The sequence below is a fragment of the Nocardia sp. NPDC058666 genome (assembly GCF_042714895.1).
Lineage (GTDB): Bacteria > Actinomycetota > Actinomycetes > Mycobacteriales > Mycobacteriaceae > Nocardia.
Map to the genome: position 1 here is coordinate 1 of NZ_JBHXRY010000006.1, position 15219 is coordinate 15219.

10 protein-coding genes and 1 tRNA gene are annotated in these 15219 nt (G+C 64.1%); all 11 read right to left on the reverse strand.

Annotated elements, in window-relative coordinates; all coding sequences use genetic code 11:
* Positions 1–124: 124 nt before the first annotated feature.
* Positions 125–4078, reverse strand: coding sequence for a DNA-directed RNA polymerase subunit beta' (locus ACFWVD_RS15965; protein WP_379243339.1), 3954 nt, complete (start codon positions 4076–4078; stop codon positions 125–127).
* Positions 4079–4183: 105 nt separating this feature from the next.
* Entirely contained in the window at positions 4184–7684 is a 3501-nt protein-coding gene (locus ACFWVD_RS15970; protein ID WP_379243341.1) for a DNA-directed RNA polymerase subunit beta, read from the reverse strand.
* 559 nt (positions 7685–8243) lie between these two features.
* A complete protein-coding gene (locus ACFWVD_RS15975) occupies positions 8244–9326 on the reverse strand; it encodes an ABC transporter ATP-binding protein (RefSeq protein ID WP_379243343.1) in 1083 nt (360 codons plus the stop codon).
* A gap of 242 nt (positions 9327–9568) precedes the next feature.
* Positions 9569–9949: a 50S ribosomal protein L7/L12 gene (rplL, locus tag ACFWVD_RS15980; protein WP_379243345.1), complete on the reverse strand. Its 381-nt coding sequence runs from the start codon at positions 9947–9949 to the stop codon at positions 9569–9571.
* A gap of 62 nt (positions 9950–10011) precedes the next feature.
* A complete protein-coding gene (gene rplJ / locus ACFWVD_RS15985) occupies positions 10012–10575 on the reverse strand; it encodes a 50S ribosomal protein L10 (RefSeq protein WP_379243347.1) in 564 nt (187 codons plus the stop codon).
* Positions 10576–10979: 404 nt separating this feature from the next.
* Positions 10980–11693 carry a 50S ribosomal protein L1 gene (gene rplA / locus ACFWVD_RS15990; RefSeq protein WP_379243349.1) on the reverse strand — a complete coding sequence of 238 codons (714 nt, stop codon included), beginning with the start codon at positions 11691–11693 and terminating at the stop codon, positions 10980–10982.
* A 79-nt stretch (positions 11694–11772) separates the two neighbouring features.
* On the reverse strand, positions 11773–12207 hold the full coding sequence (rplK, locus tag ACFWVD_RS15995; protein ID WP_019049397.1) for a 50S ribosomal protein L11: 435 nt from the start codon (positions 12205–12207) through the stop codon (positions 11773–11775).
* Positions 12208–12423: 216 nt separating this feature from the next.
* Positions 12424–13257, reverse strand: a complete 834-nt coding sequence (gene nusG / locus ACFWVD_RS16000; protein WP_379243921.1) for a transcription termination/antitermination protein NusG — start codon at positions 13255–13257, stop codon at positions 12424–12426.
* A gap of 112 nt (positions 13258–13369) precedes the next feature.
* On the reverse strand, positions 13370–13744 hold the full coding sequence (secE, locus tag ACFWVD_RS16005; protein ID WP_379243351.1) for a preprotein translocase subunit SecE: 375 nt from the start codon (positions 13742–13744) through the stop codon (positions 13370–13372).
* 32 nt (positions 13745–13776) lie between these two features.
* Positions 13777–13849, reverse strand: a tRNA-Trp gene (locus ACFWVD_RS16010).
* Between the two features lie 199 nt (positions 13850–14048).
* Positions 14049–15119: a fused (3R)-hydroxyacyl-ACP dehydratase subunits HadA/HadB gene (locus ACFWVD_RS16015; protein WP_379243923.1), complete on the reverse strand. Its 1071-nt coding sequence runs from the start codon at positions 15117–15119 to the stop codon at positions 14049–14051.
* Positions 15120–15219: the final 100 nt, after the last annotated feature.

Sequence of the window (15219 nt, forward strand, 5' to 3'; positions counted from 1 at the left end):
TCAGTTGCTCACCGAACTGGTCCAGATCCTCTGAAAACGACACGGTCGTCGCAACCTCTCAATCGAGAGTGTTGCGACGACCGCGTGAACCCGCCGAAAGGAGCGGGGCGTTCGTTTCTACTGCTTAGCGGTAGTCGCTGAAGCCGTAGTCGTCCAGCGGCACTGCTGCGCCGGTGGAGGAGCCGAAGCTGTCCGGGGAGTAGTAGGTGTCGTCGTAGGACGGCACTGCGTACGCCGCGGCGCGGGCTTCTTCGGTGGGCTGCACCTGGATGTTGCGGTAACGGTTGATACCGGTACCGGCCGGGATGAGCTTACCGATGATGACGTTTTCCTTCAGGCCGATCAGCTTGTCGGAGCGGCAGTTGATGGCCGCGTCGGTCAGCACTCGGGTGGTCTCCTGGAAGGAGGCCGCCGACAGCCACGAGTCGGTGGCCAGCGACGCCTTGGTGATACCCATCAGCACGGGACGGCCCGAGGCCGGCTCGCGGCCTTCGGCCACCACGCGACGGTTCGAGTTCTCGAACTCGGCACGCTCGGTGAGCGAACCGGGCAGGAACTCGGTCGCACCCGAATCGATGATCGTCACACGACGCAGCATCTGGCGAACGATGACCTCGATGTGCTTGTCGTGGATCGACACACCCTGCGAGCGGTAGACCTCCTGGACCTCGTGGACCAGGTGGACCTGCACCTGACGGGGACCCATCACGCGCAGCACCTCGTGCGGATCGGCAGCGCCCTCGAGCAGCTGCTGACCCACCTCCACGTGGTCACCGTCGGTGAGCAGACGCTCGGAGCCGTCGTCGTGCTTGAACACCCGCAGACGCTGACGCTTCGAGAGCTTGTCGTAGACGACTTCCTCGGACCCGTCATCAGGGATGATCGTGATCTTGTAGAAGCGGTCGTCGTCCTCGAGACGCACCCGACCCGAGACCTCCGCGATCGGCGCCTTGCCCTTGGGGACACGGGCCTCGAAGAGCTCCTGAACACGCGGCAGACCACCGGTGATGTCGTCGCCTGCGACGCCACCCTGGTGGAAGGTACGCATGGTCAGCTGGGTACCGGGCTCACCGATGGACTGGGCCGCGACGATGCCGACGGCCTCGCCGATGTCGACCAGCTTGCCGGTGGCCATCGAACGGCCGTAGCAGGTGGCGCAGACGCCGGTGCCGGTGGTGCAGGTCAGCACGGAGCGGACCTTCACCTCGGTGATACCGGCCTCGAGCAGCGCCTCCAGCGCGGGGTCGCCGAGGTCGGCGCCCTTCGCCACGATGACGTTGCCCTTGGCGTCGACCGCGTCCTGCGCCAACGTACGGGCGAAGGTCGAGGTTTCCACGTGCGCGTCACGGATGATCGTGCCGTCGGCCAGCTTCTCCGCGATCGGGACCACGATGCCACGCTCGGTGCCACAGTCCTCTTCGCGGACGATGACGTCCTGCGACACGTCCACCAGACGACGGGTCAGGTAACCCGAGTCGGCGGTACGAAGCGCGGTGTCGGCCAGACCCTTACGAGCACCGTGGGTGTTGATGAAGTACTCGAGCACGGTCAGGCCCTCACGGAACGAGGACTTGATCGGGCGCGGGATGAACTCACCCTTCGGGTTCGTCACCAGGCCCTTCATACCCGCGAGGGTACGAGTCTGGGTGAAGTTACCCGTGGCGCCGGAGTCGACGATCGTGATGATCGGGTTGTCCGGCGGGTAGTGGGTGCGCAGCGCGGCGCCCACTTCCTCGGTGGCTTCCTGCCAGATCTTGACCAGCGCGTTGTTGCGCTCGGCGTGATCGAGCGCACCACGCTGGTACTTCTTCTCGATCAGGTCCGCCATCGACTCGTAGCGTTCCATGATCTCGGGCTTCTCCGGCGGAACGAGCACGTCCGTCATGGAGACGGTGACACCCGAACGCGTGGCCCAGTAGAAGCCGGCGTCCTTGAGCTTGTCCACGGTCTGCGCGACAACGATCATCGGGTAACGCTCTGCGAGATCGTTGATGATCGTGGCCTGACGCTTCTTCGGCATCGGCTCGTTGATGAACGCGTAATCAGCGGGCAGCAGCTCGTTGAAGATCACGCGACCCAGCGTGGTCTCGGCCAGCCAGGCCTGCCCACGCTTCCAACCATCGGGGAACAGTTCGTTCTCGATGTCACGCGGCGGACGCTGCTCGGTCAGTCGCACCTTGATGGTGGACCGCACGGTCAGCTCGCCACGATCCACGGCCATCTGCGCCTCGGCGGGCGAGGAGTAGACGCCGTACTCGGGCTCGTCCTTGGTCGCCGGACGGTAGGTGCCTGCACCGTTCTCGTCGAGACGAGTCAGGTAGAACAGGCCCGTCACCATGTCCAGACGCGGCATCGCCAGGGGGCGACCCGACGCCGGGGACAAGATGTTGTTCGACGACAGCATCAGGATGCGTGCCTCGGCCTGCGCCTCCGCGGACAGCGGAAGGTGCACGGCCATCTGGTCACCGTCGAAGTCGGCGTTGAACGCTTCACACACGAGCGGGTGCAGCTGGATGGCCTTGCCTTCGACCAGCTGGGGCTCGAAGGCCTGGATGCCGAGGCGGTGCAGGGTGGGCGCGCGGTTCAGCATCACCGGGTGCTCGGCGATGACCTCTTCGAGGACATCCCACACCTGGGCACGCTGACGCTCGACCATCCGCTTGGCGGACTTGATGTTCTGCGCGTGGTTCAGATCGACCAGACGCTTCATGACGAACGGCTTGAACAGCTCGAGCGCCATCAGCTTCGGCAGACCACACTGGTGCAGCTTGAGCTGCGGACCGACCACGATGACCGAACGGCCCGAGTAGTCCACGCGCTTGCCGAGCAGGTTCTGACGGAAACGACCCTGCTTGCCCTTGAGCAGATCGCTCAGCGACTTCAGCGGGCGGTTACCCGGTCCGGTGACCGGACGGCCACGACGGCCGTTGTCGAACAGGGCGTCGACCGACTCCTGCAGCATCCGCTTCTCGTTGTTGACGATGATCTCGGGCGCACCCAGATCGATCAGTCGCTTGAGGCGGTTGTTGCGGTTGATCACGCGGCGGTACAGGTCGTTCAGGTCGGAGGTGGCGAAACGGCCACCGTCGAGCTGAACCATCGGACGCAGCTCCGGCGGGATCACCGGGACAGCATCCAGCACCATGCCCATGGGCGAGTTGCCGTTGGTCTGGAAGGCCGCGACGACCTTCAGACGCTTCAGCGCACGCAGCTTCTTCTGGCCCTTGCCGCTGCGAATGGTCTCGCGCAGCTTCTCGGCCTCGGCGTTGATGTCGAAGTTCTCCATCAGCTTCTGGATGGACTCCGCACCCATGGCGCCGGTGAAGTACTCGCCGTAACGGTCGACGAGCTCGCGGTAGAGCACCTCGTCGACGATGAGCTGCTGAACCGACAGCTTGGTGAAGGTGGTCCAGATCTCGTCGAGACGGTCCAGTTCACGCTGCGAGCGGTCGCGCAGCTGACGCATTTCGCGCTCGCCGCCGTCCTTGACCTTGCGACGCACGTCGGACTTGGCGCCCTCGGCTTCCAGCTCGGCCAGATCGGCTTCGAGCTTCTGCGCGCGGGCCTCGAGGTCGGCGTCGCGCTGATCGGCGACAGCCTTCTTCTCGACCTCCATCTCGGCTTCGAGCGTGGAGAGCTCGTTGTGACGCAGCTCCTCGTCGACACCGACGATGACGTAGGCGGCGAAGTAGATGATCTTCTCGAGATCCTTCGGCGCCAGGTCGAGCAGGTAACCCAAGCGCGACGGAACGCCCTTGAAGTACCAGATGTGAGTAACGGGAGCGGCCAGTTCGATGTGGCCCATCCGCTCGCGACGCACCTTGGCGCGAGTTACCTCGACACCACAGCGCTCACAGATGATGCCCTTGAAGCGGACACGCTTGTACTTGCCGCAGTAGCACTCCCAGTCCCGGGTGGGACCGAAGATCTTCTCGCAGAAGAGGCCGTCCTTCTCAGGCTTCAACGTGCGGTAGTTGATGGTCTCCGGCTTCTTCACCTCGCCGTAGGACCACTGGCGGATGTCGTCGGCGGAGGCAAGGCCGATCCGGAGTTCATCGAAGAAGTTGACGTCTAGCACGTAACTTCCTTTCCCCTATTCGGGTCGAATTCGAGCAAAAGTTCACTAGTAGTCGAGCGCGGTGCGCGGTGCGGTCGCTTCCACAGCGACCGCACCGCCTACCACCTAGTTCGCCAGATCGTCGATGGTTGCCGCTTCGTTCCTGGACAGGTTGATGCCCAGGTTCGCCGCGGCGCGCTCCAGATCCTCGTCTTCGCCGCCGCCCATCTCGATCGCGGCGCCGTCCGAAGACAGCACCTCGACGTTGAGGCACAGCGACTGGAGTTCCTTGAGGAGCACCTTGAACGACTCCGGAATGCCCGGCTCCGGAATGTTCTCGCCCTTGACGATGGCCTCGTAGACCTTCACACGGCCGACCACGTCATCGGACTTGATGGTCAGGAGTTCCTGCAGCGTGTACGCCGCGCCGTAGGCCTGCATGGCCCAGCACTCCATCTCACCGAATCGCTGACCACCGAACTGCGCCTTACCACCCAGCGGCTGCTGCGTGATCATCGAGTACGGACCGGTCGAACGCGCGTGGATCTTGTCGTCGACCAGGTGGTGCAGCTTCAGGATGTACATGTAACCGACCGCGACCGGGTACGGGAACGGCTCACCCGAACGACCGTCGAACAGCGTGGACTTGCCGTCGGCGTTGACCATCCGCTCACCATCACGGTTGGGCAGGGTCGAACCGAGCAGACCGGTCAGCTCGTTGTCCTTGGCACCGTCGAACACCGGGGTGGCGATGTTGGAATCGGCCGGAGCCGCCAGCATCTCCTCGGGCAGCGTGGCCGCCCACTCGGGACGAGTGCCGTCCGCGGCCACGTCGATGTTCCAGCCGGCCTTACCGATCCAACCCAGATGGGTCTCGAGGATCTGGCCGATGTTCATACGACGGGGCACACCGTGGGTGTTCAGGATGATGTCGACCGGCGTGCCGTCGGGCATGAACGGCATGTCCTCCACGGGGAGGATCTTGCCGATGACGCCCTTGTTGCCGTGGCGACCGGCGAGCTTGTCGCCGTCCTGGATCTTGCGCTTCTGGGCCACGTAGACGCGGACCAGTTCGTTGACACCGGGAGGCAGATCGTCGTCGTCTTCACGCGAGAACACGCGAATGCCGATGACCTTGCCGGACTCACCGTGGGGCACCTTCAGCGAGGTGTCGCGCACTTCGCGCGCCTTCTCACCGAAGATGGCACGCAGCAGACGCTCTTCCGGGGTCAGCTCGGTCTCGCCCTTGGGCGTGACCTTGCCGACCAGGATGTCGCCGTCGCGCACCTCGGCACCGATGCGGATGATGCCGCGCTCGTCGAGGTCGGCCAGGACCTCGTCGGACACGTTCGGGATATCCCGAGTGATCTCCTCGGCACCGAGCTTGGTGTCGCGAGCATCGATCTCGTGCTCTTCGATGTGGATCGAGGTGAGAACGTCCTCTTCCACGAGGCGCTGCGACAGGATGATCGCGTCCTCGTAGTTGTGGCCTTCCCACGGCATGATCGCGACGAGCAAGTTCTTGCCCAGCGCCATCTCACCGTTCTCGGTGCAGGGGCCGTCCGCGAGGACCTGCCCCTTCTCCACCCGATCGCCCTCGTCCACGATCGGACGCTGGTTCGAGCAGGTGCCCTGGTTCGACCGGTTGAACTTGCGCATCCGGTACGACTTGCGGCTGCCGTCGTCGGCCATCACGGTGACGTAATCGGCCGAGACCTCTTCGACGACACCGGGCTTCTCGTTGATCACGACGTCGCCGGCGTCCACGGCCGCACGCAGCTCCATACCGGTGCCCACGATCGGGGACTCGGAACGGATCAGCGGAACCGCCTGACGCTGCATGTTCGCACCCATGAGGGCACGGTTGGCATCGTCGTGCTCGAGGAACGGGATCATGGCCGTCGCGACCGACACCATCTGGCGCGGCGAGATGTCCATGTAGTCGACCTGAGCCGGGCTCACGAACTCGACCTCTTCACCGAGACGGCGAACAAGGACCTTTTCCTCGAGGAAGTGGCCCTCGTTGTCGACCGGCGAGTTGGCCTGGGCGCGAACGTACCGGTCCTCCTCGTCGGCGGTCAGGTACTTGACCTCGTCGGTGACCTTGCCGTCGACAACCTTGCGGTACGGAGTCTCGATGAAACCGAACGGGTTGACCCGCGCGTACACCGACAGCGAACCGATCAGGCCGATGTTCGGGCCTTCCGGGGTCTCGATCGGGCACATGCGGCCGTAGTGCGACGGGTGGACGTCACGAACTTCCAGACCGGCACGCTCACGGGACAGACCACCCGGACCGAGTGCCGACAGGCGGCGCTTGTGGGTCAGACCCGACAACGGGTTGTTCTGGTCCATGAACTGCGACAGCTGCGAAGTTCCGAAGAACTCCTTGATCGCCGCGACGACCGGGCGGATGTTGATCAGGGTCTGCGGCGTGATCGCCTCGACGTCCTGAGTCGTCATCCGCTCGCGAACCACACGCTCCATGCGGGACAGGCCCACGCGGATCTGGTTCTGGATCAGCTCACCGACGGTGCGCAGACGACGGTTACCGAAGTGGTCGATGTCGTCGACGCCGACGGGGACCTCTTCACCGCCGGGGGCGGTCATCGTGCGGTCACCGGCGTGCAGACGCACCAGGTACTCGATGGTGTCGACGATGTCTTCCTTGGTGAGAACCGAGGAAGTGACCGGCTTGTCGAGGTTGATGCCGAGCTTCTTGTTGATCTTGTAACGACCGACGCGAGCCAGGTCGTAGCGCTTCTCCTTGAAGAACAGGTTCTCCAGCAGAGTCTGCGCGGACTCCTTCGTGGGCGGCTCGCCCGGACGCAGCTTGCGGTAGATATCGAGCAGCGCCTCGTCCTGGCCGGGAGTGCTGTCCTTCTCGAGGGTGGACATCATGATCTCGGAGAAGCCGAAACGCTCGACGATCTCTTCGGTGGTCATGCCCAGCGCCTTGAGCAGCACGGTAACCGGCTGACGACGCTTGCGGTCGATACGAACGCCGACGGTGTCGCGCTTGTCGACGTCGAACTCCAGCCACGCGCCACGTGACGGAATCACGCGCACGCTGTGCAGGTCCTTCTCGGTCGTCTTGTCGATGTTGTGATCGAAGTAGACGCCAGGGGAACGGACCAGCTGAGAGACGACGACACGCTCGGTGCCGTTGATGATGAAGGTGCCCTTGTCGGTCATCATGGGGAAATCGCCCATGAACACCGTCTGGCTCTTGATCTCGCCGGTGTTGTTGTTGATGAACTCCGCGGTGACGAACAACGGCGCCGCGTAGGTCATGTCCTTCTCTTTGCACTCATCGATGGAGGCCTTGACCTCTTCGAAGCGCGGATCAGAGAACGACAGGGACATGGACCCGGAGAAGTCCTCGATCGGCGAAAGCTCTTCGAGCACCTCCTCGAGGCCGCCTGCGAGACCGACGTCGCCGCGAGCGGCTGCCTTCTCACGCCAGTCGGGTGTACCGACCAGCCAGGCGAACGAGTCCGTTTGTAGGTCGAGAAGTCCGGGCACCTCGAGGGGCTCACGGATCTTCGCGAACGAAACCCTCAACGGGGCTCCGGGGATACCAGCCTTGGTCTGGGTGGAGACTGCCAAGATGCGTCCTTCCAGCACCTCACGCGCGTCGCGTGGTGGTCCGCGACCGTCGCTTGTCTGCTACGAGTTCCGCTGGTTACGCACCCGATCGAAACCAGAACAAGCAGCAGCGGAAGTAACACCGGAAGGGTGGAACTTTCGTGTGCGAATCAAGGTGTGGACAGGAGGCAGCCAGCGCAACGTCCAAACTTACACCCCTTGGCAAGGGCGTGTCAACATACCATCCGTGTGACCGCTCGCACGGATAACGCGCCGATGCCCCGGAGACGCTGGCCGCGTCGGTGCAGTGGGCGCTGGCTCGCCCCTGTGGCAGGTGCTGGAAGCCCCTCAACAGCTATCGCCGTTGTGAATAGGGTGACGGTTCGCAAGCGCCTCGTCAAGTGTTGCGAGGAGGTGCGTTCACGAACCGAGATCGCCTGAGCCGGTGAGCATCCCCCGCCCCCGACCGCGGCCATTTTACCCGCGACACGCCGAGTTCGCCAACCGTTCGACCTGCCGGTAGACACCCTTTTTCCGCCCCGTAACGCAGAACAGCCCCGGCCGGGTGGCCGAGGCTGCGCTGGGACGGGAAAGTCGCTCAGCCGTTGATCTGGCCGTGCGGAACGGTCTTGAAGGTCTCGGTGGGCTGATCGCTGCCACCGTAGGCCGCCATCACCTGGGTGTCGTTGTCGGTGGAATCCAGCGACTCGCGAATCGCCACCTGCGCCGCGTGCGGCAGCGTGTGGATGATCTCGCGCACGCGCGCCTGCCGACGGAACACCGCCTGGCGAGCCGGCATACCGGGCTCGGCCTTCATCTGCGGGATGATGCCGTCGATCTCCTCGGCGCCACCGTGATGGTGACCGGCGTCCACGAGCGCCTGCTCGCGCGCCATCTGCGCCTCGTCCTTCTCCTCGGACATACCGATCGGGCCGATCATGCGACCGTTGAGGAACTGCTTGACCACCGGCTCCTCGCTGGTGAGCAGCACCTCACGGGGACCGAACATCACCAGGTTGCGGCGGAACAACATGCCGATGTTGTCGGGCACGGTACGAGCCAGGTTGATGTTGTGCGTCACGATCAGGATCGTGGCGTCGATCTGCGCGTTGATGTTGAGCAGCAGCTGCGCCAGGTACGAGGTACGCACCGGGTCCAGACCCGAGTCGGGCTCGTCGACGAGGATGATCTGCGGGTCCAGCACCAGCGCGCGGGCCAGACCGGCGCGCTTGCGCATACCGCCGGAGATCTCGCCGGGCAGCTTGCCCTCGGCGCCGAGCAGACCGGTCAGCTCGAGCTTCTCCATGACGACCTGGCGGATCTGCGATTCCGTCTTCTTCGTGTGCTCACGAAGCGGGAACGCGATGTTGTCGTACAAATTCATCGAGCCGAACAGCGCGCCGTCCTGGAAAAGGACACCGAACAGTTTCCGGATCTCGTACAGCTCCTTGTTGGAGCACGTCATGATATCGGTGCCATCGATGAAGATCGACCCACGCTCGGGCCGGAGCAAACCGATAAGCGACTTCAGGAACACCGACTTACCCGTACCCGAAGGCCCGAGCAATGCACTGACCTCACCCGAAGGGAGCGTGATCGACACGTCCTGCCAAATTCGCTGTGAACCGAAGGATTTGGTGACTCCCTCAGTCCTGACCTCGACGCCCACTGCTACCTCCATTGATCCCTGCGAGCACCCCACCCGCGTTCCCGCGCGCTCACATCACGGCGGTGCGCTGACTCTGTGGGTCCGGTCACTGTAACCCATCAGTGAGACGGGGCACACCCCTACATGACTGAAGAGTAACGTAGCCCGGCTCATACTGCCCGGACCACTGTCGCATGTCCGGACAAACAGCGAACGGGCGGCCCGAAAGGGACCGCCCGTTCACAAAGCAGAAACCTCGAAAAGAGGGCTCCGAATTACTTGACGGAAACCTTGGCGCCGGCCTCTTCGAGCTTGGCCTTGGCAGCCTCGGCCGCGTCCTTGGCAACCTTCTCCAGGATCGGCTTCGGGGCGCCCTCGACCAGGTCCTTGGCTTCCTTCAGGCCCAGGCCCGAGACGATCTCACGGACCACCTTGATGACCTGGATCTTCTTGTCGCCGGCACCCTCGAGGATGACGTCGAACTCGTCCTGCTCCTCAGCGGCCTCGGCAGCGGCGGGGCCGGCCTGCGCGATGGCCACGGGGGCGGCGGCGGTGACGTCGAAGGTGTCCTCGAAGACCTTGACGAACTCAGCGAGCTCGAGCAGGGTCAGCTCCTTGAAGGCGCCGATCAGTTCTTCGGTGCTCAGCTTTGCCATGGTGGTTCCTTTCGTGGTGTACCTCGCAGCGCATACGCACCGCGAAGCGGGTAATAGATGTCTTATTCGGCGTCAGCCGCGGGGGCTTCTTCGGCAGCAGGAGCGCCTTCGGCACTCGTGCGCTTCTCGAGCAGGGCCTGGGCGAGCCGGGCGACCTGCGAAGCGGGAGCGGCGAACAGCGCGGCAGCCTGCGAAGGCTTGGCCTTGAACGCACCGGCCAGCTTGGCCAGCAGCACCTCGCGCGAGTCGAGGTCAGCGATACGCTCGACCTCGGACACGGACAGCGCGCGGCCGTCCATGTACCCGCCCTTGATGACCAGGGCCTTGTTGTCCTTAGCGAACTGCTTGAGCGCCTTGGCGGCGTCGACCGGTTCACCCTGGATGAAGGTGATAGCGGTCGGGCCGACGAACAGCTCGTCCAGACCCGCCACGCCAGCTTCGCTAGCGGCGATCTTGACCAGGGTGTTCTTGGCGACGGAGTACGTAGCGCCCGCGCCGAGCGCGCGACGCAGCTCGGTGAGCTTGCCGACCGACAGGCCACGGTATTCCGTGACAACAGTGGCCGTGGAGTTCTTGAACTGCTCCGCGATCTCCGCGACAGCGGTGACCTTTTCAGGCTTCGCCATACTTCGCCTCCTCTCTGATGTCGGTTCGTTGATGCACTACCGAATCAGGGGCCAGCGACAAAACGAACGCCCCGGACGCAAGGCGTACCGGGGCGCAAAATAAATTTCGGCCTCAGCTCTGCCTGCGTGGGTCGCCAGCAATGTCGCTGGACCTTCGACCGATACCGAATCAACGGCATCGACGACCTACGGTCTTCGGTAGAACGATGGGGGTGGTCCTCGAAAGATGTATGCACATCTCGCATGACCGTTGACCAGTGTACGCACACCTACCCCCATCTGCCAAAACGGGGTACCGCTGCCCTGAATTATCAAGGGCAAGTTGGTCATTGAACGCCGTGAGGGCGGGAACGCTTGTCGCGTTCCCGCCCTCACGGATGCTCTAGGAGCTGGTCAGCCGAAGCTCACGCATCCTCGTCCAGGAGGTTGCGGGTGCGGTTCGTGTCCACCGGGATGCCCGGTCCGGTGTTCGTCGAAACCGTGATCTTCTTGACGTAGCGACCCTTGGCGGTCGACGGCTTCACACGCAGGATCTCGTCCAGCGCGGCGCCGTAGTTCTCCACCAGCTTGGCCTCGTCGAACGAGGCCTTGCCGATGACGAAGTGCAGGTTGGCCTGCTTGTCGACGCGGAAGTTGATCTTGCCGCCCTTGATCTCGTTGACGGCCTTGGTCACATCGTTGGTGACCGTGCCCGTCTTCGGGTTCGGCATCAGACCACGCGGGCCCAGGACGCGCGCGATGCGGCCGACCTTGGCCATCTGATCCGGGGTGGCGATCGCGGCGTCGAAGTCGAGCCAGCCGCCCTGAATCCGCTCGATCAGGTCCTCGGCGCCCACGGCGTCGGCGCCTGCGGCCTCGGCCTCGGAGGCCTTCTCGCCGGCGGCGAACACGATGACGCGGGCAGTCTTACCGGTGCCGTGCGGCAGGTTGACGGTGCCACGGACCATCTGGTCGGCCTTGCGGGGATCCACGCCGAGACGAACGGCGACCTCGACGGTCGCGTCGGTCTTGGTGGTCGCGGTCTCCTTCGCCAGGCGCGCAGCGGCCAGCGGGGAGTACAGGGCGTCGCGATCGACCTTCTCAGCAGCGGCGAGGTACGCCTTGCTTCGTTTTGCCATGATTTTCTGTCCTTAAGTTCTGGTTTCAGATGTGGTTTGTGTCGGGCCTGGCCGGCCCTCCCACATGTGAGCGAGACGCTCAGCCTTCGACGGTGATACCCATCGAACGCGCGGTACCGGCGATGATCTTCGCGGCCTGATCGAGATCAGTGGCGTTGAGATCCTCGGCCTTGGTCTTGGCGATCTCACGGACCTGGTCCATGGTGACCTTGGCGACCTTGGTCTTGTGCGGCTCAGCCGAGCCCTTCTGCACACCGGCGGCCTTGAGCAGCAGGCGAGCAGCAGGAGGGGTCTTCAGCTTGAAGTCGAACGTCCGGTCCTCGTACACCGAGATCTCGACCGGGATGACGTTGCCACGCTGCGACTCGGTCGCGGCGTTGTACGCCTTGCAGAACTCCATGATGTTGACGCCGTGCTGACCGAGCGCGGGGCCGACCGGAGGAGCCGGGTTAGCGGCGCCGGCCTGGATCTGCAGCTTGATGATCCCGGCGAGCTTCTTCTTCTTGGGGGGCATCTTTCTTCCTTGGCTTTCTGGGGTTCGGTTCCTTACGGTTGCCGTAAGCCTCGTATCCGCGCACGACCGGTCCCCGACAGGTATTGCGGGGAAGTCAGAGCACGAACTATCACACTCTACTTGACACGGTCGACCACTAGGCAATCGGGTGGCGACCAGCACAAACGCGAAACGGCACCGCCGGTGAGCGGTGCCGTTTCGCGAAAGCGGGAAAAACTAGATCTTGGAAACCTGGGTGAAGTTCAGCTCCACCGGGGTCTCGCGACCGAAGATCGACACCAGCACCTTGAGCTTCTGCTGCTCGGCGTTGACCTCGGAGATCGACGCGGGCAGCGTGGCGAACGGGCCGTCCATGACGGTGACCGACTCGCCGACCTCGAAGTCGACCTCGATGGTGGGCTTGCCCGACGCCGAGCTACCCGAATCCGAACCACCGGCGGCGGCCGCGGCGGCCTTCTTCTGCGCCTGCGCACCGGCCGGGACCAGGAACTTCACGACCTCGTTGATGGTCAGCGGGGTCGGCTTGGCGCCGGGGCCACCGCCGGTCATGCCGACGAAACCGGTGACACCGGGGGTGTTGCGCACCGCGCCCCACGACTCGTTGTTCAGTTCCATCCGGACCAGGATGTAGCCCGGCAGCACCTTGCGGTTGACGTTCTTCTTCTGGCCGTTCTTGATCTCGGTGACCTCTTCGGTGGGCACCTCGACCTGGAAGATGTAGTCCTCGAGGCCCAGGTTCTGCACGCGGGTCTCGAGGTTGGTCTTGACCTTGTTCTCGTAGCCGGCGTAGGAGTGCACGACATACCAGTCGCCGGGCACACGGCGCAGCTTGATCTTCATCGACTCGATCGGGTCGGCCTCGGGATCGTCCTCGGTGGCGACTTCTTCGATCACGTCTTCTTCGACGACAACCTCGTCGACAGCGGCCTCGTCATCGGCGGTGTCGGTATCGGCGAGCTCTGCGGCCTCGACCTCGTCGGTGGCGATGTCCGCCACGACCGTGTCGTCAACCGGGAACTCGTCGTTGGTGTCGTTCTCCGGGGTGCTCACTGAGGCACTCGCTTCCTGTGTCGTCACGTACATCCTCTGGACCGGGTCGGGTGCGCGGAGGCGCGCTCCGCCGTTCCGGCCCGCGATCGGCTACCGGCGTGGGTGTCGGCGATCAGCCGAACAGCCAGTCGACACCCTTGACGAACGCTACGTCGATCCCGGCGATGAACGCGACCATGAAGACCACGAACACCAGAACGACGGCCGTATAGGTGACCATCTGCTTCCGGTTGGGCCAGATCACCTTGCGCAGTTCCGCGACAACCTGTGTCAGGAACTCGAGCAACCGCTTGAACGGGTTGCCCGTCTTGGCCTTGGCGGCCGGCTTGTCTGCCTTGCGCGACGACGGCCGATCGAGCGTGGCCACCGCTCCGGTGTCTGCCGGAGCATCCGACGCACGCACACGTCGAGCGGACCGCTTACCACTCGGTCGAGTGGCAGCGGGGGTCTCCTCGCCGTCTTCGCGAGTATCCCGCTCGTCGCTCACGCCATCTCCTTGTTCGTCGCTGGCATTCAGGGCAGGGGCGACAGGACTTGAACCTGCAACCTGCGGTTTTGGAGACCGCTGCTCTGCCAATTGAGCTACGCCCCTTCGGTTGGACCAGCCGAGGCTGTGGTGTCCAACCACCTAGTGTCACACAAGACACGCGCCGCTTCCGTGAGGAGAGAACTCCACACCGAAGATCAGCGCGCAGCAGCCGGTGACCCCAGAGTCCCGAGTGTACGTCACGGCGTGCGGTTATCGCCAATCCGCGACACCGCCGCAGGTCAGGACGGATTCCGGCCCCAGGTCAGGACAACTGAACCGTTGCTGTCGCGCGGCCGAAGATCTTTCTGCCCGCCGACTTCGCGGTGATCGCGATGACCGCGGTGCGGGTCTGCGGGTCGACCGATTTCACCTTGCCGGTGTACTCGACCTCGGCCGGGACGTCGGAACCGACATACACCGGACTGGTGAAACGGACGCTGTAATCCAACACGCTGCCGGGATCGCCCAGCCAGGAGGACACGAACCCGCCGCCCAGACCCATCGTGAGCATCCCGTGCGCGACCACATTGTCCAGGCCGACCAGCCGCACGACCTCGTCGCTCCAGTGGATCGGGTTGGCGTCACCGGACACACCGGCGTAGTTGACCAGGTCACCGCGGGTCAGGCGGGCCACCCGCCCGGGCAGCTCGTCGCCGACCGACACACTGTCGAACGACAACGCGTGCGCGCTGACGGTGCGTTCGGGCGCGATGGTGATCGGATCGGGAGTGATCGCCGGCACCTGCGCGGGCGCGTGGTGGTCGGGCTCGTCCTCGCCGATGCCGTGCATGAGCACATTGCGCACCGCGTCGGACATCGCGGGATCGATATCGCCGCCGCTGCGGCCGATCAGGGTGGTGTAACTGGTGAGCACCAGTTCGTCGTCCTGGTCGGTGACGATGTTCTTGGTCACGATGATGTCGCCGCCGAAAGCCTGACGGAACGAATGTAGATACACATCACAGGTCAACTGGTCACCCACCCGGATCGGGCGATGGAATTCCAGGATCTGGTCGGTCTGCATGATCTGACTCAGGTCGTAACCGGTGACGATCTCTTCGAACAGTCGGCGCTGGGCGAGAATGCCGACCAGGGAGATGAAGGTGAGCGGGGCGAGCAGGCCGTCGTAGCCGTATTCGCGCGCGATGTCCTCTTCCCAGTGCACCGGGTGGTAGTCCTGCACGGCGCGGGCGTATTCGCGCACCTTCTCGCGGCCGACCTCGTAGTAGTCGTCGACGCGATAGTGGTGGCCGACCATCGAGGCCGCGTGGGCGGCGGGATCGAACGATTCGGCAGCTGCGGCGGGGCCCGCTTCGTGAGTTCCGGTGTTCACTGTCACAGCGCCGACCTTACTGGCTTGTCAGACAGCACCGAAGTCGACCGGTGTAAAACGTGGCGCGTCCGGGTAATGTATGCGCCTCGCCTTTCCGGTG